Origin of the sequence: Streptomyces antnestii (assembly GCF_004005495.1) — a bacterium.
GTDB lineage: Bacteria > Actinomycetota > Actinomycetes > Streptomycetales > Streptomycetaceae > Streptomyces > Streptomyces antnestii.
This window is the reverse complement of the sequence record NZ_RZYA01000003.1, coordinates 242,675-265,070: the sequence shown is the minus strand read 5'-3', so window position 1 is coordinate 265,070 and position 22,396 is coordinate 242,675. Positions and strand designations below refer to the sequence as shown.

The following is a 22,396-nucleotide window of genomic DNA, read 5'->3' as shown; positions in this document are numbered from 1 at the left end:
CCCGGCACCGCACCGGCACGGTACTCAGCCGCGCATGCGAGGCACAGGGTCATGGACTTATCCACAGGGACTTATCCACAGGCAGGACCTCGCAGGGTTGACACCCTACGGCGCCGCGTCCCACCATTGAATCCGAGGAACCGAACGATCGGTCGGGAGATTCGCTCAAGGTCGAGGGAGACCGGGATGGCGACAGCAGCTGCGCACCAAGCGGCGGGGACACCGGCGGCTCACGCCACGTCCGACGCCATCGGCACGGCCTCGGGCCCGGACTCAGGCCCCGACTCGGGCACCGCCGCGTACCAGGCAGCGTTCGACACCGCCGTGGCGGCGGAGGAGCGCATCGAGCCCCGCGACTGGATGCCCGACGCCTATCGCGCGACGCTCGTGCGCCAGATCGCCCAGCACGCCCACTCCGAGATCATCGGCATGCAGCCGGAGGCGAACTGGATCACGCGCGCCCCCTCGCTACGACGCAAGGCGATCCTGATGGCGAAGGTGCAGGACGAGGCCGGCCACGGCCTGTACCTGTACAGCGCCGCCGAAACGCTCGGCACGGGCCGCGACGAGCTCCTCGACAAGCTGCACAGCGGCCGCCAGAAATACTCGTCGATCTTCAACTACCCGACGCTGACCTGGGCGGACGTCGGCGCCATCGGCTGGCTCGTGGACGGCGCCGCGATCACCAACCAGGTCCCGCTGTGCCGCTGCTCGTACGGTCCGTACGCGCGCGCCATGGTCCGGATCTGCAAGGAGGAGTCCTTCCACCAGCGCCAGGGCTACGAGCTGCTCCTCGCCCTGAGCCGCGGCACCGACGCCCAGCACGCGATGGCGCAGGACGCCGTCGACCGCTGGTGGTGGCCCTCACTGATGATGTTCGGCCCTCCCGACGACGAGTCGTCCCACTCGGCGCAGTCCATGGAGTGGAAGATCAAGCGCCATTCGAACGACGAGCTGCGCCAGCGCTTCGTCGACATCTGCGTACCGCAGGCCGAATCGCTCGGGCTCGCCCTCCCCGACCCCGACCTCCGGTGGAACGAGGAGCGCGGGCACCACGACTTCGGAGCCATCGACTGGACGGAGTTCTGGGAAGTCCTGAAGGGCAACGGACCGTGCAACGAACAGCGGATCACCCAGCGCAGGCGGGCACACGACGAGGGCGCCTGGGTCAGGGAAGCGGCAGCGGCCCACGCGGCCAAACACTCCGGGGCGAGCGGGAAGGCGACGGCATGAGCGACACGAAGGACTGGCCGCTGTGGGAGGTCTTCGTACGCTCCCGGCGTGGACTGTCGCACACCCACGCGGGAAGCCTGCACGCCCCGGACGCCGAGCTCGCCCTGCGGAACGCACGCGACCTGTACACACGCCGCGGCGAAGGCGTCTCGATCTGGGTCGTCCCATCCACCTCGATCACCGCCTCCTCGCCCGATGAGAAGGACCCCTTCTTCGAACCCTCCGCCGACAAGCCGTACCGCCACCCCACGTTCTACGAGATTCCTGAAGGGGTGAAGCACCTGTGACCGCCCACGCGACCAGCCCCACATCCGGGACACCCGCCACGCCCGCCACGCCGGCAGCGCCCCCGAGCGTCGCCGCCACGGCGCTCGCCCTGGGTGACGACGCGCTCGTGCTGTCGCACCGGCTGGGGGAGTGGGCCGGACACGCCCCTGTCCTCGAAGAAGAAGTCGCCCTGGCGAACATCGCGCTCGACCTCCTCGGCCAGGCCCGCGTCCTGCTCTCCCTCGTCGGCGACGAGGACGAACTGGCCTACCTCCGCGAGGAACGCGCCTTCCGCAACGTCCAGCTGGTCGAACAGCCCAACGGCGACTTCGCCCACACCATCGCCCGCCAGCTGTACTTCTCCACCTACCAGCACCTGCTGTACGAACGCCTCGCCGCGTCCGACGGCCCGCTCACCGGCCTCGCCGCCAAGGCGGTCAAGGAGGTCGCGTACCACCGGGACCACGCGGAGCAGTGGACCGTACGCCTCGGGGACGGCACCCCCGAGAGCCACGACCGGATGCAGCGGGCCTGCGACGCCCTGTGGCGCCACACCGGAGAGATGTTCCAGCCCATCAACGGCACCGCCGACACCGACAGCACCGACGGAACCTCCGGCATCGACGTCGACTGGCCGGAGATGGAGGCCAGTTGGACCGCGTCGGTCACCGCCGTCCTCGACCGGGCGACCCTGAAGGTCCCCGAAGGGCCGCGCACCGGGGCCTGGAGCGCCGGCGCCGGGCGCCAGGGCCTGCACACGGAACCGTTCGGACGGATGCTCGCAGAGATGCAGCACCTCCACCGCAGCCACCCGGGGGCGACATGGTGACCAAGACCCCCCGGGCAACCCCCCAAGCCCAACCCACGGCCTCCCCCCAGGACGCCGCCGGCCGCACGGAGACACCGCTCGAGGCGGAGCTGCGCAGGCTCGCCGGCTCTGTGCCCGACCCCGAGCTGCCCGTCCTCACCCTCGCTGAACTGGGCGTACTCCGCTCCGTTCGTTGCCTCACCCCCAGCAGCGTCGAGGTGGAGCTGACCCCCACCTACACCGGCTGCCCCGCCGTCGAAGCCATGGCCACGGACATCGAGCGGGTCCTGCACGACCACGGCATGGCGGACGTCACCGTCCGCCGCGTCCTCACACCGGCCTGGACCACGGACGACATCACGGACGAAGGCCGCCGCAGGCTCAGGGAGTTCGGCATCGCGCCACCCCGCGCGGTCCGAACGGACCAGGGACCGGTGCCCGTCACCCTGAGCCCCACACGCACCACGGCACCCGCGCGCACGGCCACCGAACCCGACACCGCCGCCGCCACGCTCCTCGGCGCCCCCGAGCCCGGCGACGCCCCCCTGCGCTGCCCGCACTGCGGATCCACCGACACCGAACTGCTGAGCCGCTTCTCCTCCACCGCCTGCAAAGCCCTGCGGCGCTGCCTCGACTGCCGCGAACCCTTCGACCACTTCAAGGAGTTGTGATGGCCCGCTTCCACCAACTCCACGTAGCAGCGGTCGACCGGCTCACCGACGACTCCGTGGCACTCACCTTCGACGTGCCCGAAGCACTGCGCGAGGAATACCGCCACGCACCCGGCCAGCACCTCGCCCTGCGACGCCCCGCCGACAACAGCGAGATCCGGCGCACCTACTCGATCTGCTCACCCGCCCCGGGCCCCGAAGGCCCCCGGACCCTCCGCGTCGGCGTCCGCCTCGTCGAAGGCGGAGCGTTCTCGACGTACGCCCTCAAGGAGATCTCCGTAGGCGACGTCATCGAGGTGATGATCCCCGCCGGCCGCTTCATCCTCGAACCCACTCCCGGGCGGTACGCCGCCGTGGTCGGGGGCAGCGGCATCACCCCGGTCCTGTCGATCGCGGCCACCTTGCTCGCCCGGGAACCCCGGGCCCGCTTCTGCCTCATCCGCAGCGACCGCACGGCGGCGTCGACGATGTTCCTGGACGAGGTGGCCGATCTGAAGGACCGCTATCCCGACCGGTTCCAGCTGGTCACCGTCCTGTCCCGGGAAGAACAGCAGGCCGGCCTCGACTCCGGCCGCCTCGACCAGGAGCGCCTGACGAAACTCCTGCCCGCGCTGCTCCCCGTGGACGACGTAGCCGGCTGGTACCTGTGCGGCCCCTTCGGTCTCGTCCAGGAAGCCGAACGGACCCTGCGTGCCCTCGGCGTACGAAGAGCCCGCATCCACGAGGAGATCTTCCACGTCGACGACGGAGCGGCACCCGCACGCCCCGCACCGAGCCTCGCGCATTCCACGGTCACCGCCCAGCTCGACGGCCGCTCCGGCACCTGGCCCGTCGACGACGGCGAATCACTCCTGGAGACCGTGCTGCGCAACCGCCCCGACGCCCCCTACGCCTGCAAGGGCGGAGTCTGCGGGACCTGCCGCGCGTTCCTCGTCTCGGGCGAGGTGCGCATGGACCGCAACTTCGCGCTCGAACCCGAGGAGACCGACGCCGGCTACGTACTCGCCTGCCAGTCCCACCCGGCCACGGAGACGGTGGAGCTGGACTTCGACCGCTGACCGGGGCAAGCACCCTCAACGGGCCCAACGGGCGCACCACGCATGCCTACTTGCCCTCGTATTCCCTTCTCGTAGAACCTGTTCTATCTTGACGCACCGTCAGATCGCGCCGTCGCCAGATCACGGCGGTCGTCACGATGAACCGGTGCACGGGAGGACAGGGCAGTGGACTTCACCTTCACCGAAGAACAGCAGGCGGCCGTCGAGGCGGCCAAGGCCGTATTCGGCCCCGTCGCGCCCGACAGCGTGCCGAGCCCGGCCCTCACCCCGGGTGCCGTTGCCGACGACTTCGACCGAGCCCTCTGGTCGAAACTCGCCGACGCCGACCTCCTCAGCCTCCTGCTCGACCCCGAACACGGCGGCGCCGGCCTGGACGCGATCGCCCTCTGCCTGGTCCTCCGGGAATCCGCGAAGGTTCTCGCCCGCGTCCCCCTCCTCGAACACACCGCGACCGCCGTCGCCGTACAGGCGTACGGCAGCGACGAGTTGAAGAAGCGGATCCTCCCCGGAGCAGCCAACGGCGAACTCATCCTCACGGCCGCCTCCGCGGGCCGCACCGGACACGACCCGGCCGAACTCGCCGTCAGCGCACACCACGACGCCGGCACCTGGATCCTCGACGGCACCCAGACCGCCGTTCCCTGGGCCCACAACGCCGACCACATCGCCGTACCCGCCCACACCCCACAAGGAAGCACCGTCATCGCCGTGGTGCCCCGCCCGCACCAGGGCCTCACCCTCGCCGAACAGATCTCCACCAGCGGCGAACGCCTCGCCGAACTCCACCTCGACGCCGTACGCCTCGACGCCCACCACATCATCGAGACCGACGAAGCCTGGGACCGGCTGCACCAGCTCCTCACCACCGGAACCTGCGCCCTCGCGCTCGGCCTCGGCGAAAGCGTCCTCCGCATGACCGGCGACTACACGGGCAAGCGCGAACAGTTCGGCCACCCCGTGGCCACGTTCCAAGCGGTCGCGGTCCAGGCCGCCGACCGATACATCGACCTGCGCGCCATGGAAGCCACCCTCTGGCAGGCCGCCTGGCGCATCGGCACCCGAGAGGGCGGACCACTCCCCGCGTCGGGCGACATCGCCGTAGCCAAGATCTGGGCATCGGACGGCGTACGACGCGTCGTCCAGACCGCACAGCACCTGCACGGAGGATTCGGCGCCGACACCGACTACCCGCTGCACCGCTACCACGCCTGGGCCAAACAACTGGAACTGTCGCTGGGCCCCGCCGCCGCTCACGAGGAGACCCTCGGCGACCTCCTGGCCGCCCACCCCCTCGGCTGACCCACGCAAGGGTCAGAGCACGAAGCCCGCCTGGCCCTTGCCGTCCACCACGGGCCGCCCCGCGGCGGCCCACACCTGCATGCCACCGTCCACGTTCACCGCGTCGATGCCCTGCTGCACGAGATACATCGTCACCTGCGCGGAACGCCCACCGGACCGGCAGATCACATTGACCCGGCCGTCCTGAGGAGCGGCCTCGGTCAGCTCGCCGTAACGCGCCACGAACTCACTGATCGGGATGTGCAGCGCACCCTCGGCATGGCCCGCCTGCCACTCATCGTCCTCACGGACATCAAGGAGAAAGTCCCCGTCCACGAGCTCGCCGACCTCAACCGTGGGCACACCAGATCCGAAATGCATACCCCCGACGCTACCCGACCCCACCGGCCCCAGCGGCGACCCCTCAGCACGTCGACGAAAGCCCGAGGGCACGCCCAGGACACGACCGCACGACCGGGCCAACCGGGCCGAACCATTCGGCTCAGCTACCGGCAGCCTGCTCGCCCACCAGCCGCTGCAGCTCCGCCTCACGCTCGGCGACCTGCGCGAGCAGCTGCTCCGCGATCTCCTCGAGCAACCGGTCGGGGTCGTCCGGAGCCATCCGCAGCATCGCGCCGATCGCGCTCTCCTCCAGCTCCTGCGCGACGGCCGTCAGCAGCTCCTTGCGCTGCGCCAGCCACTCGAGCCGCTCGTAGAGCTCCTCGCTCGGGCTCGGCTTACGCGCCTCAGGCACAGGCCCCGCGGCCCACTCGTCGGACAGCTCCCGCAGCATGGTCTCGTCACCGCGTCCGTACGCGGCGTTGACCCGCACGATGAACTCGTCACGCCGAGCGCGGTCCTGCTCGTCCTGCGCCAGATCGGGGTGCGCCTTGCGGACGAGTTCCCGGTAGAGCTTGCGCGCCTCGTCACTCGGCCGAACCCGCTGCGGCGGCCTCACCGGCTGATCGGTGAGCATCGCGGAAGCCTCCGGCGACAGCCCGTCCCCGTCCATCCACAGGTCGAACAGTTCCTCGACCGCCGGCATGGGCATGACGCGCGCCCGGGCCTCGTCCGCCTTACGCAGATCCTCCGGATCACCACTGCGCGCGGCGACCGCCTCGGCGATCTGCGCCTCCAGCTCGTCCAGACGCGTGTACATGGGGCCGAGCTTCTGGTGGTGCAGCCGGGAGAAATTCTCCACCTCGACCCGGAACGTCTCCACCGCGATCTCGTACTCGATCAGCGCCTGCTCGGCGGCGAGCACAGCCCGCTCAAGCCGCTCCTCGGGCCGCCCCCCACCAGCGGACTGCCCCTGCGGCTCTGCAGCAGGGGCCTCGGACGGGGTCGACTCGGCTTCCGGGGTCGTCACCCGTCCAGCCTAGGGCACGGGCCGACCGGGCCAGCTCAACGCACACCTTCACGCAGTTCTGGGGGCTCCCCCCTCCCCCCTCCCCCCCAGCCCCTGAGCCCTCAACCCTCAACCCTCAGACCTCAGACCTCAGACCTCAGACCTCAGACCTCAGACCGCACCCTCCCCTCCCGCACGGCCTTGACCAGTGCCGTGTGGTCCTGTTCCGTGCGGTCGGCGTAGGTGACTGCGAACTGGGCGATGGCCTCGTCCAGTTCCTCGTTCTTGCCGCAGTAGCCGGCTACCAGTCGCGGATCCGCGCTGTGTGCGTGGGCGCGGGCGAGGAGCGCGCCTGTCATACGGCCGTAGTCGTCCATCTGGTCGGCGCCGAGTGCCGCCGGGTCGACGCTTCCCTTGCGGTTTCTGAACTGCCTTACCTGGAAGGGCCGTCCGGCGACGGTCGTCCAGCCGAGCAGGATGTCGCTGACGACCTGCATCCGCTTCTGCCCGAGGACCACGCGCCGCCCCTCGTGGACGACCGGCGGCGTCTCGAATCCGGCCGCGGGCAGGTGCGGCAGCAGGGCGGAGGGCCGCGCTTCCTTCACCTGGAGCACAAGTGCTTCTCCCCGGTGGTCGAGGAGCAGCACCACGTACGACCTCGTGCCGACGCTTCCGGTGCCGACGACGCGGAAGGCGACGTCCTGGATCGCGTACCGGCCGAGCAGGGGGAGGCGGTCTTCGGAGAGTGTCTGCAGGTAGTCGCCGAGTGAGGCGGCGACGGCGGATGCCTCCTCGTCGGGTATGCGGCGCAGTACGGGTGGTGCGTCGACGAAGCGGCGCGTGCCGTCCTCGGCGAGCTCGGTGGACTTGGCGGCGAATCGGCCGCTGGTGTTGTTGCGCGCCTTCTCGGATACGCGTTCCAGCGTGCCGACGAGGTCGTGGGCGTCGGTGTGGGAGACGAGTTCCTCGTCGGCTATCGCGTTCCACGCGTCGAGTGCGGGCAGTCGGGCCAGCAGGCGCATGGTGCGGCGGTAGGCGCCGACCGCGTCGTACGCGGCCTGGCGGCAGGTGTCCTCGTCGGCTCCGGCTTCGCGCCCGGCGAGAACGAGTGAGGTGGCGAGTCGCTTGACGTCCCATTCCCAGGGGCCGTGCGCGGTTTCGTCGAAGTCGTTGAGGTCGATGACGAGTCCGCCCCGGGCGTCGGCGTATAGGCCGAAGTTCGCCGCGTGGGCGTCTCCGCAGATCTGGGCGCCGATGCCGGTGACGGGTGTCCCGGCGAGGTCGTGGGCCATGAGGCCGGCGGATCCTCGGAGGAACGCGAACGGGGTCGCCGCCATCCTGCCGACGCGTATCGGGGTGAGTTCTTCGATGCGGCCGCGGTTGGACTCCTCGACCGCGGTGACGGCGTCGGGGCGGGCGGGGTGCAGGGTGAGGGTCGCGTGGGCGGAGCGCGGTACGCGGTCGCGCAGGGCCTTGCCCTCTTGTCTGGGTGATCCGGAGGAGGGCCGTACAGCGAACCCCTGGACGGTCGGCAGCCGCCGTGCCGTGGGCTCCTCTCCCTGGACCGGCACCGTCGTGTCGAGCTCGGTCACGTGGACCGCCTCCCCCGTGTCTGACGTCTGTGAACATCAACTGGCCACGACCGTACCGTCGTCGGCCGAAGCCCGTCAGAGCCTGTGGACAACCTCGCGACTGTGGAAAACCGAGCGACCCCGGGCCCGGGCGCGACCACCCGTCAAACAATCACTGTGATTGTCCTCACGGAGCCGCCACCCACCACGCCCCGCGCCCCCACCCCGACAGACCGACCCGCAGACCCCACCCACAGACCTCATCCGACCCGATCCGGCACCGTCCGACCCGATCCGGCACCGTCCGACCTGATCCGGCACCGTCCGACCTGATCCGGAAAACGCAGAAGCCCCGCAGATCTGAGATCTGCGGGGCTTCTGACTTGTGCGCGAGGGGGGAGTTGAACCCCCACGCCCTTTCGGGCACTGGAACCTGAATCCAGCGCGTCTGCCTATTCCGCCACCCGCGCATTGGGTGTGCCTTCCGGCCCCTCGCCCTTTCGGGGTGAGCGCCTTCCGACATCCAGAAGATTAGCACGCTGCAGAGGGTGGATTCACATCCGTTTCCTCGGGCGCCTGCCGGGCAGCCGCACCCGAGCCCCACCCCCGCTGACCTCGCAACCCGCGCGTCCAACGACGTCAGAGCGCATCCGGCACATCTCGACGGAACGGCTCCGAGACATGACGAACCGCCCAGCCCTCATCCCCCTGCCCGCCTCCTCTCCCCATCCCCCCTTTCGCCGGCCCCTCCCTGCCCCGCCCCGCCCTCACTCCCTCTTCACCCCTTTCCTGCCCTTTCCTCACCTTCAGCCCGCCCCCGCGTCCCCCACGCCGCCCCACCGCTCCGCGCCCCGCCACTCCCCGACGATTCCCGCCCCTCACGGATCCGCTTCCGATCCGCCTTCCCCGTCCCCTCACAGGTCCACCGCCGCGTGCGGGACACTGTCCAGGGGCCCCCTCTACGATCCAGCTGTGAGGGTCGACACTCGTCGACCGGGCTGACAGGGGGAACCAGCCGATTTCCCGGCGCGTGGATACGATCAGTAAGCAGTACCAGGACGAAAACGAAGGAGGAGGTGCCCCATGGGAGTCCTGAAGAAGTTCGAGCAGCGTCTTGAAGGTCTGGTCAACGGCACCTTCGCCAAGGTGTTCAAGTCCGAGGTCCAGCCCGTCGAGATCGCCGGCGCTCTCCAGCGCGAGTGCGACAACAACGCGACGATCTGGAACCGCGAGCGGACCGTCGTCCCCAATGACTTCATCGTGGAGCTGAGCGCGCCGGACTTCGAGCGCCTCAGCCCGTACTCGGGTCAGCTCGGCGACGAGCTGTCCGGGATGGTTCGCGACTACGCGAAGCAGCAGCGCTACACCTTCATGGGACCGATCAAGGTCCATCTGGAGAAGGCGGAAGACCTGGACACGGGTCTGTACCGGGTGCGCAGCCGAACACTCGCGTCGAGCACGAGCCAGCAGCAGTCCTCACCACAGTCGCCGCATGCGCAGTCGCAGCCGCAGCCCGGCCGGGGTCCCGCTTCGGCGCCCCCGGCGGCGGGCGGAGGCTACGGTTACCCGCCGGCGGCGAACGCGGCCGCGGGATACTCCCAGCCGCCGGCGGGCGCTCCGCCGATGCCTGCGGGGCCGCCTCCGGGACGTCCCGGGCAGGCTCCGGCGGGTGCGCGGCCGCGGGGCGGCGCGAGTCCGCTGCCCGGCGCGCAGGTGCGTCACTGGATCGAGATCAATGGCACACGCCACCAGATCTCGCGTCCCACGCTGGTCCTCGGCCGCAGCACCGAAGCCGATGTGCGGATCGACGACCCCGGCGTCTCTCGCCGGCACTGTGAGATTCGGACCGGAACGCCCTCGACGATCCAGGATCTCGGGTCCACCAACGGCATCGTGGTGGACGGGCAGCACACCACCCGCGCTACGCTCCGCGACGGCTCGCGGATCGTCGTGGGCAGCACCACCATCATTTACCGGCAAGCCGAAGGGTGAAGCGGGGGCAATGTCAGAGCTGACCCTGACGGTCATGCGGTTGGGTTTCCTGGCCGTTCTGTGGCTGTTCGTGATCGTGGCCGTCCAGGTCATCCGCAGCGACCTGTTCGGTACGCGCGTCACCCAGCGGGGGTCGCGTCGTGACAGCGGGCGGCAGCAGACCGCTGCCCGCCAGGCCGCACCGCCGCAACAGCGCGCCCAGCAGAACAGCGGCGGGGGTGGCGGGCGGCAGCGCCGTGGCGCCCCCACGAAGCTCGTCGTCTCCGAGGGGACCCTCACGGGCACCACGGTGGCGCTGCAGGGCCAGACCATCACGCTGGGCCGTGCGCACGATTCGACGATCGTGCTGGACGACGACTACGCGTCGAGCAGGCATGCCAGGATCTACCCGGACCGGGACGGCCAGTGGATCGTGGAGGACCTCGGGTCCACCAACGGCACGTATCTCGACCGGTCCCGGCTGACCACTCCGCAGCCGATTCCGCTGGGCGCGCCGATCCGCATCGGCAAGACCGTCATCGAGCTGCGGAAGTAGTACGACAATGAGCGAGCGGAGCGAGCGAGCCGACGCGGTCACCCAAGACCTGAGCGCGCTCCCGACCGGAGGGTGGGCACCGTGCGGATGTACCCGGAGCCGACGGGCGAGGTGCGCATGAGTCTGTCACTGCGCTTCGCCGCCGGATCGCACAAAGGCATGATCCGCGAGGGGAACGAGGACTCCGGTTACGCCGGTCCGCGGCTGCTCGCGATCGCCGACGGCATGGGCGGTCAGGCCGCCGGAGAGGTCGCCTCGTCCGAGGTGATCTCGACGATCGTCGCGCTCGACGACGACGTGCCCGGATCCGACATCCTGACCTCGCTCGGCACCGCCGTGCAGCGGGCCAACGACCAGCTGCGGATGATGGTCGAGGAGGATCCCCAGCTCGAGGGCATGGGGACGACCCTGACCGCTCTGCTGTGGACGGGGCAGCGCCTCGGTCTCGTGCATGTCGGTGACTCGCGCGCGTATCTGCTGCGCGACGGTGTGCTGACGCAGATCACGCAGGACCACACGTGGGTGCAGCGTCTCGTCGACGAGGGCCGCATCACGGAAGAGGAAGCCACCACGCACCCGCAGAGGTCCCTCCTCATGCGCGCGCTGGGCAGTGGCGATCACGTCGAGCCCGACCTGTCGATCCGTGAAGTGCGGGCCGGCGACCGGTACCTGATCTGCTCCGACGGCCTGTCCGGCGTCGTCTCCCACCAGACGATGGAGGAGACGCTCGCCAGTTACCAGGGCCCGCAGGAGACGGTTCAGGATCTGATCCAGCTGGCGCTGCGCGGCGGTGGCCCGGACAACATCACGGTGATCGTGGCGGACGTCCTGGATATCGACAGTGGTGACACGCTCGCGGGTCAGCTGTCCGACGCTCCGGTCATCGTGGGCGCGGTCGCGGAGAACCAGCAGCACCAGCTGCACGACGGCGGCGCCATGCAGACGCCGGCGGGCCGTGCGTCGGAGCTCGGCCGCGGGGCGGGCAGGCAGGTGCCGGGGCAGGGCGGCGGCGAGTTCGGGCCGCCCGGCAGCGGGGATCCGGCCGGTTACGCTCCTGAGGGGGGTTTCGGCGCGTACGGGGACGATGACTTCGTCAAGCCGCGGCGTGGCCGTAAGTGGCTGAAGCGGTCCTTCTACACCGTGCTGGCGCTGGCCGTCGTGGGCGGCGGTCTGTACGGCGGGTACCGCTGGACGCAGACGCAGTACTACGTCGGTTCGAACGAGTCGCATGTGGCGCTGTACCGCGGGATCAGCCAGGACCTGGCGTGGGTGAGTCTGTCGAAGGTCGAGAACGACCACCCCGAGATCGAACTCAAGTACCTGCCGCCGTATCAGCGCAAGCAGGTCGAGGCGACGATCACCGAGGGCAGCTTCGGTGAGGCCAGGGACAAGGTCAGCGAGCTTTCGCTGCAGGCTTCGGCCTGCAAGAAGGACGCGGAGCGCCGTCAGGCGGAGAACGAGCAGAACGCGAAGACCGGCGAGGGTCAGGCGGGTGGCACCACTGGTGCCACGAAGACGTCTTTCACCACGTCGCGCGGCTCGGCGAAGACAGCGCCGAGTCCGACAGCCACGCCGACACCCACGCCGTCCGGAACGGCCAAGTCCAAGACCGCACCGACGCCCACACCTGGCCCCAGCCTCTCGGAGGAAGAGCAGAAGCTGGTCCCGCTGTGCGGTAAGCAGTAAGCAGCCGTGAGGGGCCCAGACACACGATGAGCAGTACTACCAACCCGTCGACGAACCACACGTCCACGATCGGTTCGATCGGTGCGCCCAGCCGCCGCAACACCGAGCTGGCGCTGCTGGTCTTCGCGGTCGTCATCCCGGTGTTCGCCTACGCCAACGTGGGCCTGGCCCTCAACAACGAGGTGCCCGCCGGATTGCTGAGCTACGGGCTCGGCCTCGGCCTCCTCGCCGGCGTCGGCCATCTCGTCGTGCGCAAGTTCGCGCCGTACGCGGACCCGCTGCTGCTGCCGCTGGCCACGCTCCTCAACGGACTGGGCCTGGTGGTGATCTGGCGGCTCGACCAGTCGAAGCTGCTCAAGTCGATCCACCAGGCAGGCAGCGCGGCGCCGCGCCAGCTGCTGTACACCGCGCTGGCCATCGGCCTCTTCGTCGTCGTACTGATCTTCCTCAAGGACCACCGCGTCCTGCAGCGCTACACGTACATCTCCATGGTCGGCGCGCTGGTCCTGCTGCTGCTCCCGCTGGTCCCGGGCCTCGGTGCCAACATCACCTACGGCGCCAAGATCTGGATCTCGGTCGCCGGCTTCTCGATCCAGCCCGGTGAGTTCGCGAAGATCGTGCTGGCGGTCTTCTTCGCCGGCTACCTGATGGTCAAGCGGGACGCGCTGGCCCTCGCCAGCCGCCGCTTCATGGGCATCTACCTGCCGCGCGGCCGCGACCTGGGCCCGATCATCGTCGTATGGATGATCTCGATCCTCATCCTGGTGTTCGAGACCGACCTCGGTACGTCGCTGCTGTTCTTCGGAATGTTCGTCATCATGCTGTACGTCGCCACCGAGCGGACCAGCTGGATCGTCTTCGGTCTGCTGATGTCCGCGGCCGGCGCGGTCGGCGTGGCCAGCTTCGAACCGCACGTCAAGACGCGTGTGCAGGCCTGGCTCGACCCGATGCGCGAGTACACGCTCAGCCGGTCCGGCGTCCACGACGGCGTCGTCCACTCCGAGCAGGCCATGCAGGCACTGTGGGCCTTCGGCTCCGGCGGCACCCTCGGCACCGGCCTCGGCCGGGGTCACTCCGAGCTCATCCGGTTCGCCGCCAACTCCGACTTCATCCTCGCCACCTTCGGCGAGGAGCTCGGCCTGGCCGGCATCATGGCGATCCTGCTGATCTACGGCCTGATCGTGGAGCGCGGCATCCGCACCGCCCTTGCCGCCCGCGACCCGTTCGGCAAGCTCCTCGCCGTCGGCCTGTCCGGCGCCTTCGGACTCCAGGTCTTCGTGGTCGCCGGCGGTGTCATGGGTCTGATCCCGCTGACCGGTATGACCATGCCGTTCCTCGCTTCCGGCGGTTCCTCCGTCATCGCCAACTGGGCTCTGATCGCCATCCTGATCCGCATCAGTGACACCGCGCGCCGTCCGGCGCCCGCTCCCGCCCCCAGCCCCGACGCCGAGATGACCCAGGTGGTCCGACCGTGAACAAGCCCCTGCGCCGGATCGCGATCTTCTGCGGGCTCCTCGTCCTCGCCCTGCTGATCCGCGACAACTGGCTCCAGTACGCCCAGGCCGACAAGCTGCAGTCCGACAAGCAGAACCCGCGCGTCGCGATCCAGCGTTACGCGCAGCCGCGCGGCGACATCATCGTCGACGGCAAGTCGATCACGGGTTCCGTGGCGACGGACGGCACCGACCTCAAGTACAAGCGGACCTGGAAGGACGGGCCGATGTGGTCGCCCGTCACGGGTTACGCCTCGCAGCTGGTCGGCGCGAGCCAGATCGAGTCCATCGAGGACGGCATCCTCACCGGCAACGACGACCGGCTGTTCTTCCGCCGCACCCTCGACATGATCACCGGCAAGAAGAAGGAGGGTGGCAATGTCGTCACCACCCTCGACGCCGCCGCGCAGAAGGCCGCGTACGACGGTCTGAAGAACCGGGGCAAGGGTGCCGCCGTCGCGATCGACCCGAAGACGGGTGCGATTCTCGCGATGGCGTCGACGCCTTCGTACGACCCGTCGTCGTTCGCCGGCATCATGCAGAAGGACGGCAACACCTTCGGGAAGCTCGACAAGGACAAGGACAAGCCGCTCACGAACCGCGCCCTGCGCGAGACGTACCCGCCGGGTTCCACGTTCAAGATCGTGACGGCGGCGGCGGCCCTGGAGCACGGCAAGTACACGAACGCCGACGAGAAGACGAACACCCCGCTTCCCTGGATCATGCCCGGCACGACCACGCCGCTGAAGAACGAGGGCAACATCCCTTGCAAGGACGCGACGCTGCGGGTGGCCCTGCGCTACTCCTGCAACACCGTCTTCGGCAAGATCGGCGCGGACCTCGGCAAGGACAAGATGCTGGAGACCGCGGAGAAGTTCGGCTTCAACAAGGAGCAGTTCACCCCGGTCCGTTCGAACCCGTCCGTGTTCTCCAAGGACATGAACACGTCGCAGACCGCGCTGTCCTCGATCGGCCAGTACAACACCGCCGCGACGCCGCTGCAGATGGCGATGGTGGCCGCCGCCGTCGCCAATGACGGCACGCTCATGGAGCCGTACATGGTCAGCCAGCTGCAGGCCCCGAGCCTGGATGTCATCGAGCAGCACACCCCGAAGAAGATGAGCCAGCCGCTGTCGCAGAAGAACGCCCAGATCCTTCAGTCGATGATGGAGACGGTCGTCAGCGAGGGCACCGGTACGAACGCGCAGATCCCCGGCTACACGGTCGGCGGCAAGACGGGTACCGCCCAGCACGGCCTCAACAACAGTGAGAAGCCTTACGCCTGGTTCCTCTCGTACGCGAAGGCCAAGGACGGCAGCTCGCCGGTCGCAGTGGCCGTCGTCGTCGAGGACGGCAGCGCCAACCGTGGCGACATCTCCGGTGGCGGCCTGGCCGCGCCGATCGCCAAGAGCGTGATGGAGGCTGTCCTCGCCAAGAAGTGAGACCGCTCACGTCTCCTTCACAACGGTGCACGTTGCGATACCGGTCCTGTATCGGGTGACGGTCTCGGGCAGGTCAGCCAGGACAGGCCGGGTACGGTATGCCCGGACAGCACACCGCCCGACCCCACACGGGTGACGGTCGGGACCGACGGAGAGGGCTGGTAGGTAACCATGGAAGAGCCGCGTCGCCTCGGCGGCCGGTACGAGCTGGGCCAGGTGCTCGGCCGTGGTGGCATGGCGGAGGTCTATCTCGCCCATGACACCCGGCTCGGACGCACCGTGGCGGTGAAGACGCTGCGCGCGGACCTCGCGCGTGATCCGTCGTTCCAGGCCCGGTTCCGCCGGGAGGCCCAGTCGGCCGCCTCGCTCAACCATCCCGCGATCGTCGCCGTGTACGACACAGGCGAGGACTACATCGACGGGACCTCCATCCCGTACATCGTGATGGAGTACGTCGACGGGTCCACGCTGCGTGAGCTGCTGCACTCCGGGCGCAAGCTGCTGCCCGAGCGCTCCATGGAGATGACGATCGGCATCCTCCAGGCTCTCGAGTACTCGCACCGGGCAGGCATCGTCCACCGCGACATCAAGCCGGCGAACGTCATGCTGACGCGGACCGGCCAGGTCAAGGTGATGGACTTCGGCATCGCCCGCGCCATGGGCGACTCCGGCATGACGATGACGCAGACGTCCGCCGTGATCGGCACCGCCCAGTACCTCTCCCCGGAGCAGGCCAAGGGCGAGCAGGTCGACGCGCGCTCCGACCTCTACTCGACGGGCTGCCTCCTCTACGAGCTGCTGACCGTGCGGCCGCCCTTCGTGGGCGACTCCCCGGTCGCGGTCGCGTACCAGCACGTGCGGGAGGAGCCGCAGCCGCCGAGCGTCTTCGACGGTGAGATCACGCCCGAGATGGACGCGATCGTCCTCAAGGCCCTCACCAAGGACCCGGACTACCGCTACCAGTCCGCGGACGAGATGCGGGCCGACATCGAGGCGTGCCTGGACGGGCAGCCCGTCGCGGCGACCGCGGCGCTCGGCGCCGTCGGCTACGGCGGCCACCCGGACGACCAGCAGACCGCGATGCTGCGCCCGCAGAACGGCGGCGGCGCTGCTACGTCGATGCTGCCCCCGGTCAACCCGGACGACGGCGGCTACGGCTACGACGACCGCCCCGACCGGCGCCGCTCGAACCCGGGCAAGAACCGCACGTCGACGATCCTGCTCGCTCTTGCGGGCCTCCTCGTCCTGGTCGGCGCGATCCTGATCGGCAAGTTCTTCATGGAGGGGAGCAGCGGGGGCAACGACCCGTTCAAGGCGCCCAACTTCGTCGGCAAGACGGTCCCCGACGCCAAGCTCTCCGCCGACAACGTGAACCTCAAGATCGACGCCTCCAAGAAGGGGCCCTGCGAGAAGTACCCCAAGGGCCAGATCTGCTCGCAGAACCCGGCCGCGGGAACCGACGTCAACAAGAACGACACGGTCACGGTGACGGTGTCCACGGGGGCGCCGAAGGTCGACGTGCCCGACGTGCGGGGCCTGGACTTCAGCGAGGCCGAGACGCAGCTCACCGACAAGGGCTTCCAGGTCACGAAGGAGACCAAGGAGTCGAACCAGACTCCCAACGTCGTGATCAACCAGGACCCGCACGGCGGCAAGGTCCAGAAGGGGAGCACCATCACCCTGACCGTCGCCAAGAAGAAGACGGTCGTCACGGTCCCGGACGTCTCCGGCAAGACGTGTGCCGAGGCCACGGCGCAGCTCGAGGCGAGCAACCTCAAGGCCAGCTGCACCGAGGAGGCGAACGCCACGGTCGAGGCCGGCAAGGTCTTCTCGCAGAGCCTCGCGCCGAGCTCGGAGGCCGAGCCCGGCTCCACGGTCGCCCTGAAGATCGCCAAGGCCCCCGAGCAGATCACGGTGCCCGGTGACATCGCCGGCAAGCAGCTCAAGGACGTGCAGAAGGAGCTGCAGGACCTGGGCCTCAACGTGGCGCTCGCGCCCGGCTCGTCGAACGACCCGAACTCCACGGTCGTCACCAGCCAGCCCGCCCCCAACTCCCCGGTGAACAAGGGAGACACCGTCAACCTGTTCACCACCCAGCAGGGCGGCAACGGGAACGGCGGTAACGGGAACGGCGGCGGAATCTTCGGAGGCCTCACCGGCCAGTAGCGCCACCGAAGCAGGCACCACGAGAGAGCCCCGGCACCGCGTCTGCGGAACCGGGGCTCTCTTCTTTTACGCGGTTGCGTGGGCGCGTCTATGTGGTGCGTGGGCCCTGTTCGATGCGTGGGCTCGTCAGCGCAGCTCCGGCGGAGGCGTCCGCTTGCTGTCGACCTTGTCGATCCGCTCCAGCTCGCCCCACACCACGTAGCGATACGTGGACGTGTAGACGGGCGTGCACGTCGTCAGCGTGATGTAGCGGCCGGGCTTCTTCACGCCCGACTCCTTGGGGACCGCGCTGAGGACCTTCACGTTGTACTTCGACGTCTCGGGGAGGATGTCGTACACCTTGTAGACGTACCACTTGTCCTTCGACTCGAAGACGATCGGGTCGCCCTTTTTGATCTTGTCGATGTTGTGGAACTTCGCGCCGTGCCCGTCCCGGTGGGCCGCGAGCGCGAAGTTGCCCTTCGCGTCCGCCGGCAGAGCGGACTTGACCGGGTCGGTGTAGTAGCCGGCGACACCCTCGTTGAGGATCTCCGAAGAGGTGCCCTTCTCGACGAGCACCTCACCGTTCTTCATCGACGGCACGTGCAGGAAGCCGATGCCGCCCTTGGTGTCCAGCGCGCCGGGGCCCGGGTCGGACCACTGGTGACGCACCTTGTCGCCCTCCTTGTGCGCGGCACGGTCCGCGAGCACGTTCGTCCACCACAGCGAGTAGGCCACGAACAGGCCCAGTACCAGGCCCACCGTGATGAGGAGCTCACCGAAGACGCTGACGGCGGCGGCGATACGGCCGCGGCCCCTGCGTCGTCGTGGCGCGGGCGGGGCCTCGCCGGTCCGCTCAGCCCCCTTGTCCGTGTCGGTCTTCGCTGCCACTGATCGTGCCCCGTCCATGTCCTGTCCTGTGCCGTGCCTGCTGCCCCTGCGTGTCCCGCTGCCTCACGTCCGCACCGCCGGCGCTTCCGCTCCCGCTACTGCACGAGCGCGTCCGGCTTCCCCTTGCTGCGCGGCCGTTCCTCGACCATCTTGCCCCAGACGATCATTCGATACGTGCTGGTGAATTCGGGCGTACACGTGGTCAGCGTGATGTACCGGCCCGGAGCGGTGAACCCGGAGCCCTGCGGCACCGGGTTGAGGACGGACGTGTTGCTCGGCGGGGTCTGCGGAAGGATGCTCGTCATCTTGTACACGTAGTACGTGTCCTGCGTCTCGACGACGATCGGATCGCCCGGCTGAAGGCGGTTGATGTAGCGGAACGGCTCGCCGTGCGTGTTGCGGTGCCCGGCGACCGCGAAGTTGCCGGTCTTCGCGTCCGGCATCGCCGTCTGGATGCTGTCCTTGCCGTAGTGGCCCACCATGCCGCGGTCCAGGACCGTCGTCTTGCTGATGCCCTCGGCGATGGGCACGACGACGTCGAGCTTCGGTATGTGCATGATCGCGAAGCCCTGGCCCGGCGCGAACTTGTCCGGCTTGCGCTTGCCGTTCGCCCAGTCGTCCTGAAGGTGGTGCGCGGCGCTGCCCGCCTGCTCGTGAGCCCGTATGTTCGACCACCACAGCTGGTAGGTGACGAAGAGCAGCATCAGCAGGCCGATGCTGATGAACACCTCGCCGATCGCCCGGCTGGCGACCTCACCGGTGCTGGGTCTGCGCGCGCGTGCGGCACGGCGCGCCTCCAGACGGCTGAGGGGCGGAGAGTCGTCGGCCTCACCGGCCTCGGCGTCCTCACCGGCCTTGGTGGTCTTGGTGGCTTGTGTGGCGCGTCCGGCGTGCGCGGCCTGGGTGGCTGCCGCCGAGTGCCGGCCGCCGTGCTTTGCGGCCCTCCTGCGGGCGGCCCTGCCTCCGATCACCACAGGCTCCGGGTCCGCCGCGGGCTCACTTGCCGCTGCTCGCCGGGTGTCCGAGGTCCTCAGGGCGATGGTCTCGTCGTCCGCGACAAGCTGCGGGGGCGGCTCCGCGTAAGTCTGGGGCTGCGGCTGGGGCTGGGGGTCGTACCACTCCCGCACCAGCGGCTGCTGAGGCTGGAGTTGGGGCTCGGGCTGGGGTTGGGGCTCGGGCTGGGGTGGGGTCTGATGGGTGGGCCGGAGTTCCTCTGCGGCCGCCTGGGGCGCGGCGTCGCCGGCACGGAACCACGGCGAGGGGTGCTGCCCCTCCTGCCCCGGCTGACCCGGCTGCCCCATCTGACCCGCCTGCGCGGCCTGCGCGGCCTGCCCCGGCAGGGGATCGTTCAGCGGGTCGTCGAGCCGCTGGACCGCCGCCTCGAACGCACCGGCAGCCTCGTACGGTTCCTGCTCGTACGAGGCTCCCTCGCGCTCGGGGCGCAGGGCGGTCACGCCGAGGCCCTGCCCACGACCGGGGCGAGCCCGGCCGATCGTGCCACCGCGGTCTTGTCGCCACAGGCGGCCAGCCAGTTGGCCAGCATCAGATGGCCGTGTTCCGTGAGGACGGACTCGGGGTGGAACTGCACGCCCTCGACCGGCAGTTCACGGTGGCGCAGGCCCATGATGATGCCGTCCTCGGTACGCGCCGTGACCTCGAGCTCGTCGGGGACGGTGTCCGGTTCGGCGGCGAGCGAGTGGTAGCGGGTCGCCGTGAACGGGTTCGGAAGGCCCGCGAAGACGCCCCTGCCCTCGTGCCGCACCAGGGACGTCTTGCCGTGCAGCAGCTCGGGCGCGCGGTCCACGACACCGCCGTACGCGACCTGCATCGACTGCATGCCGAGGCAGACGCCGAACACGGGCACGCCGGTCGCGGCGCAGTGGCGCACCATCTCGATGCAGACACCGGCCTGTTCGGGGGCGCCGGGTCCGGGGGACAGCAGCACGCCGTCGAACCCGTCCTGGGCGTGCCGGGTCTCCACCTCGTCGTTGCGCAGGACCTCGCACTCGGCGCCGAGCTGGTAGAGGTACTGGACGAGGTTGAAGACGAAGCTGTCGTAGTTGTCGACCACGAGAATGCGGCTGCTCGCGCCCACTAGTTGTTCACCGTCACATCGTTGAAGGGCAGCAGGGGCTCGGCCCACGGGAAGACGTACTGGAACAGTACGTAGACCACCACGAGGACGAGCAGCAGCGAGATCAGTGCTCTGATCCACGTGTTTCCCGGCAGATGCCGCCAGATCCAGCCGTACATGCCGTCCCTTCCGTCGCGGTACGGCAACAGACTAACGGCGCAGGGCCTCCGGTTTCCCGGCCTCCGCGGGCTGGGTGGCGTCAAGGTGCGCCCAGACGATCAGCCGGTGACTGTGGCCCCACTCCGGCTCACAGGTCGTCAGCGTGAGGTAGCGGCCCGGCTCCTTGTATCCGGACTTGCGCGGCACCGGGTCGATCACGGCGACATCGCCGGGCACGGTCTTGTACGGCTTGGTGTCGATCCGGTACGTGAACCAGGTCGTGCCGTCGGTGAGGACGACCGCGTCGCCGGGGCGCAGCTCGGGGAAGTCCTTGAACGGGTCGCCGTAGGTGCGACGGTGGCCGGCGACGGCGAAGTTCCCCTTCTGGCCGAGCTGGGCGGTGCCGGCGTAGTGACCGAGGCCCTTCTTGAGGATGTCGACGCCCGTGCCCTGGAGCACCGGTTTGTTCCACGTGAAACCGAGCCGCGGGATGTACATGACGGCAAAGGGCTTGCCGTCCTTGTAGGGGGCGGGCGGATCGACCGCGGCCTTGTCGTCACCCGTGTCCGTAGCCGTGGGCGCCGGCTGGGGCTGCTGGGGCTGCTGGACCGCCACCGCGCCCTTGGACCACTGGCTCTGGAGGCTGTCGATCTGGTGGTCCATGGCACTGTCGGCCTTCACCCCGGTCCAGAACAGGACGTAGGCGACGAAGAGCACGATCAGGGCGCCGACCGTGATGCACAGCTCGCTGAACGTCCTCACGACCACTCGCACCGACACAGGCCCCCTCCCCAGCGGGTACTCGCGGCTACTTCGCGGGCTTCTACTTCATGGCCTCTACTTCACGGGCTTCGCGTAGTGGAGATCCACTGTGCCCGAGTAACCGGGAAGAGTCACCGCCCCGTCGTCCTCGACTTTCCAGCCGAGCCCGTACGCGTTGACGTAGAGCATGTAGTTCTGGATCTGGGGCGAGACGGCGACGGCCTTCTTCAGCTTCTCCGGGTCCCCGACGGCGGTGATCTTGTAGGGGGGCGAGTAGACGCGGCCCTGGAGGATCAGGGTGTTGCCGACGCAGCGCACGGCGCTCGTGGAGATGAGCCGCTGGTCCATGACCTTGATGCCGCGCGCGCCGCCGTCCCAGAGGGCGTTGACGACGGCCTGGAGGTCCTGCTGGTGGATGACCAGGTCGTTGGGCTGGGGCTCGGGGTAACCGGGGAGCTTGGCGGTGGCGTTCGGCGGGGCGTCCATGAGGGTGACCGACACGGCCTGGCCGCGCAGCTTCTTCGTGCCGGACGCCTTCTCCAGGGCGGCCAGCTTGGCGTCGTCGGCCTTGCTGCTGCCGCCGCGCTCGGTGAGGGACTCGACGTCCTCGCGGATCGCGCTGTTGGACTCCTCCAGCTGGCCGTTCTTGTGGCTGCGCTCCTGGATGAGGTCGGAAAGCTTCAGGAGCGAGGCGTCCGTGCGGATGTTGGTGCCCTTGGCCGTGTTGAAACTGGTGAAGAAGATCAGCCCGGCCAGGGCGAACACGGCCACGGTCAGCAGGCGCACAGGGCGCAGGCGCATGCGGGGGCGGCCCCCGCCAGGGGGCTCTTCCCGGGAGTCGGCAGAATTGCTCAACGTACCCTTATCTCCTTCAGCGCCGCGGAAGCACTACGCTAACGGACGCCCGGGGGAGCGCCGAGATTCCCCTTGTACGCTGCCCGGAGCCAGCCCACGTTCCCTGCGCGGCCACGCAGCGCATCGAC

General features: G+C 69.2%; 21 protein-coding genes and 1 tRNA gene. 12 read left to right on the top strand and 10 right to left on the bottom strand.

Translation table 11 applies throughout. The features are described from left to right. The first annotated feature begins 186 nt into the window (after positions 1 to 186). The 6 genes from paaA to EOT10_RS09095 all read left to right on the top strand — a co-directional run bounded on the left by paaA (position 187) and on the right by EOT10_RS09095 (position 5,336). The gene (gene paaA / locus EOT10_RS09120; RefSeq protein WP_127827577.1) at positions 187 to 1,233 is read left to right on the top strand and encodes a 1,2-phenylacetyl-CoA epoxidase subunit PaaA; all 1,047 of its coding nucleotides are present in this window, start codon (positions 187 to 189) and stop codon (positions 1,231 to 1,233) included. After that, positions 1,230 to 1,520 carry a 1,2-phenylacetyl-CoA epoxidase subunit PaaB gene (gene paaB / locus EOT10_RS09115; RefSeq protein ID WP_127827576.1) on the top strand — a complete coding sequence of 97 codons (291 nt, stop codon included), beginning with the start codon at positions 1,230 to 1,232 and terminating at the stop codon, positions 1,518 to 1,520. Before paaA ends, paaB begins: the two co-directional genes overlap by 4 nt. After that, positions 1,517 to 2,329 carry a 1,2-phenylacetyl-CoA epoxidase subunit PaaC gene (gene paaC, locus EOT10_RS09110; protein ID WP_127827575.1) on the top strand — a complete coding sequence of 271 codons (813 nt, stop codon included), beginning with the start codon at positions 1,517 to 1,519 and terminating at the stop codon, positions 2,327 to 2,329. Before paaB ends, paaC begins: the two co-directional genes overlap by 4 nt. Further along, the gene (gene paaD, locus EOT10_RS09105) at positions 2,323 to 2,979 is read left to right on the top strand and encodes a 1,2-phenylacetyl-CoA epoxidase subunit PaaD (protein WP_127827574.1); all 657 of its coding nucleotides are present in this window, start codon (positions 2,323 to 2,325) and stop codon (positions 2,977 to 2,979) included. The genes paaC and paaD overlap by 7 nt, the downstream gene beginning before the upstream one ends. Beyond that, complete coding sequence (locus EOT10_RS09100) at positions 2,979 to 4,037, top strand: 2Fe-2S iron-sulfur cluster-binding protein (protein ID WP_127827573.1); 1,059 nt, start codon at positions 2,979 to 2,981, stop codon at positions 4,035 to 4,037. The genes paaD and EOT10_RS09100 overlap by 1 nt, the downstream gene beginning before the upstream one ends. 165 nt (positions 4,038 to 4,202) lie before the next feature. Then, positions 4,203 to 5,336 carry an acyl-CoA dehydrogenase family protein gene (locus tag EOT10_RS09095; protein WP_127827572.1) on the top strand — a complete coding sequence of 378 codons (1,134 nt, stop codon included), beginning with the start codon at positions 4,203 to 4,205 and terminating at the stop codon, positions 5,334 to 5,336. A 12-nt stretch (positions 5,337 to 5,348) separates the two neighbouring features. Here EOT10_RS09095 and EOT10_RS09090 read toward each other — a convergent pair whose 3' ends face one another. The 4 genes from EOT10_RS09090 to EOT10_RS09075 all read right to left on the bottom strand — a co-directional run bounded on the left by EOT10_RS09090 (position 5,349) and on the right by EOT10_RS09075 (position 8,704). Further along, positions 5,349 to 5,678, bottom strand: coding sequence for a rhodanese-like domain-containing protein (locus EOT10_RS09090; RefSeq protein WP_127827824.1), 330 nt, complete (start codon positions 5,676 to 5,678; stop codon positions 5,349 to 5,351). A gap of 139 nt (positions 5,679 to 5,817) precedes the next feature. Beyond that, on the bottom strand, positions 5,818 to 6,684 hold the full coding sequence (locus tag EOT10_RS09085) for a J domain-containing protein (RefSeq protein ID WP_127827571.1): 867 nt from the start codon (positions 6,682 to 6,684) through the stop codon (positions 5,818 to 5,820). Positions 6,685 to 6,827: 143 nt separating this feature from the next. Beyond that, entirely contained in the window at positions 6,828 to 8,255 is a 1,428-nt protein-coding gene (locus EOT10_RS09080; RefSeq protein WP_127827570.1) for a DUF2252 domain-containing protein, read from the bottom strand. A 365-nt stretch (positions 8,256 to 8,620) separates the two neighbouring features. Continuing rightward, positions 8,621 to 8,704: transfer RNA gene (locus EOT10_RS09075), tRNA-Leu, on the bottom strand. A gap of 613 nt (positions 8,705 to 9,317) precedes the next feature. Here EOT10_RS09075 and EOT10_RS09070 point away from each other — a divergent pair. From EOT10_RS09070 to pknB, 6 genes are all read left to right on the top strand, one after another. Then, entirely contained in the window at positions 9,318 to 10,226 is a 909-nt protein-coding gene (locus EOT10_RS09070; protein WP_127827569.1) for an FHA domain-containing protein, read from the top strand. Positions 10,227 to 10,236: 10 nt separating this feature from the next. Continuing rightward, positions 10,237 to 10,761, top strand: coding sequence for an FHA domain-containing protein FhaB/FipA (locus tag EOT10_RS09065; RefSeq protein WP_127827568.1), 525 nt, complete (start codon positions 10,237 to 10,239; stop codon positions 10,759 to 10,761). A gap of 87 nt (positions 10,762 to 10,848) precedes the next feature. Continuing rightward, positions 10,849 to 12,447 (top strand): Stp1/IreP family PP2C-type Ser/Thr phosphatase, encoded by a 1,599-nt coding sequence (locus tag EOT10_RS09060; protein WP_189491405.1) that lies wholly within the window; start codon positions 10,849 to 10,851, stop codon positions 12,445 to 12,447. 26 nt (positions 12,448 to 12,473) lie between these two features. Next, positions 12,474 to 13,922, top strand: a complete 1,449-nt coding sequence (locus EOT10_RS09055; RefSeq protein WP_127827566.1) for an FtsW/RodA/SpoVE family cell cycle protein — start codon at positions 12,474 to 12,476, stop codon at positions 13,920 to 13,922. Beyond that, entirely contained in the window at positions 13,919 to 15,382 is a 1,464-nt protein-coding gene (locus EOT10_RS09050; protein WP_127827565.1) for a peptidoglycan D,D-transpeptidase FtsI family protein, read from the top strand. The genes EOT10_RS09055 and EOT10_RS09050 overlap by 4 nt, the downstream gene beginning before the upstream one ends. 171 nt (positions 15,383 to 15,553) lie before the next feature. Further along, on the top strand, positions 15,554 to 17,548 hold the full coding sequence (gene pknB, locus EOT10_RS09040) for a Stk1 family PASTA domain-containing Ser/Thr kinase (RefSeq protein ID WP_127827563.1): 1,995 nt from the start codon (positions 15,554 to 15,556) through the stop codon (positions 17,546 to 17,548). A gap of 126 nt (positions 17,549 to 17,674) precedes the next feature. On the opposite strand, the gene EOT10_RS09035 is transcribed toward pknB, so the two are convergent. The 6 genes from EOT10_RS09035 to EOT10_RS09010 all read right to left on the bottom strand — a co-directional run bounded on the left by EOT10_RS09035 (position 17,675) and on the right by EOT10_RS09010 (position 22,268). Next, entirely contained in the window at positions 17,675 to 18,436 is a 762-nt protein-coding gene (locus EOT10_RS09035; RefSeq protein WP_127827562.1) for a class E sortase, read from the bottom strand. Between the two features lie 77 nt (positions 18,437 to 18,513). Continuing rightward, positions 18,514 to 19,872: a class E sortase gene (locus EOT10_RS09030; protein ID WP_127827561.1), complete on the bottom strand. Its 1,359-nt coding sequence runs from the start codon at positions 19,870 to 19,872 to the stop codon at positions 18,514 to 18,516. Continuing rightward, positions 19,869 to 20,513: an aminodeoxychorismate/anthranilate synthase component II gene (locus EOT10_RS09025; RefSeq protein WP_127827560.1), complete on the bottom strand. Its 645-nt coding sequence runs from the start codon at positions 20,511 to 20,513 to the stop codon at positions 19,869 to 19,871. Before EOT10_RS09025 ends, EOT10_RS09030 begins: the two co-directional genes overlap by 4 nt. Beyond that, positions 20,513 to 20,671, bottom strand: coding sequence for a hypothetical protein (locus tag EOT10_RS09020; RefSeq protein WP_127827559.1), 159 nt, complete (start codon positions 20,669 to 20,671; stop codon positions 20,513 to 20,515). The genes EOT10_RS09025 and EOT10_RS09020 overlap by 1 nt, the downstream gene beginning before the upstream one ends. A 31-nt stretch (positions 20,672 to 20,702) precedes the next feature. After that, positions 20,703 to 21,425, bottom strand: a complete 723-nt coding sequence (locus EOT10_RS09015; RefSeq protein WP_127827823.1) for a class E sortase — start codon at positions 21,423 to 21,425, stop codon at positions 20,703 to 20,705. A 63-nt stretch (positions 21,426 to 21,488) separates the two neighbouring features. Next, the gene (locus EOT10_RS09010) at positions 21,489 to 22,268 is read right to left on the bottom strand and encodes a DUF881 domain-containing protein (RefSeq protein ID WP_431313267.1); all 780 of its coding nucleotides are present in this window, start codon (positions 22,266 to 22,268) and stop codon (positions 21,489 to 21,491) included. Positions 22,269 to 22,396 lie beyond the last annotated feature (128 nt).

Coding starts and splice junctions, on each gene's coding strand:
- paaA (WP_127827577.1), top strand. CDS start 187: ATGGCGACAGCAGCTGCGCACCAAGCGGCGGGGACACCGGCGGCTCAC.
- paaB (WP_127827576.1), top strand. CDS start 1,230: ATGAGCGACACGAAGGACTGGCCGCTGTGGGAGGTCTTCGTACGCTCC.
- paaD (WP_127827574.1), top strand. CDS start 2,323: ATGGTGACCAAGACCCCCCGGGCAACCCCCCAAGCCCAACCCACGGCC.
- EOT10_RS09100 (WP_127827573.1), top strand. CDS start 2,979: ATGGCCCGCTTCCACCAACTCCACGTAGCAGCGGTCGACCGGCTCACC.
- EOT10_RS09070 (WP_127827569.1), top strand. CDS start 9,318: ATGGGAGTCCTGAAGAAGTTCGAGCAGCGTCTTGAAGGTCTGGTCAAC.
- EOT10_RS09065 (WP_127827568.1), top strand. CDS start 10,237: ATGTCAGAGCTGACCCTGACGGTCATGCGGTTGGGTTTCCTGGCCGTT.
- EOT10_RS09060 (WP_189491405.1), top strand. CDS start 10,849: ATGTACCCGGAGCCGACGGGCGAGGTGCGCATGAGTCTGTCACTGCGC.
- EOT10_RS09055 (WP_127827566.1), top strand. CDS start 12,474: ATGAGCAGTACTACCAACCCGTCGACGAACCACACGTCCACGATCGGT.
- pknB (WP_127827563.1), top strand. CDS start 15,554: ATGGAAGAGCCGCGTCGCCTCGGCGGCCGGTACGAGCTGGGCCAGGTG.
- EOT10_RS09035 (WP_127827562.1), bottom strand. CDS start 18,436: ATGGACGGGGCACGATCAGTGGCAGCGAAGACCGACACGGACAAGGGG.
- EOT10_RS09020 (WP_127827559.1), bottom strand. CDS start 20,671: ATGTACGGCTGGATCTGGCGGCATCTGCCGGGAAACACGTGGATCAGA.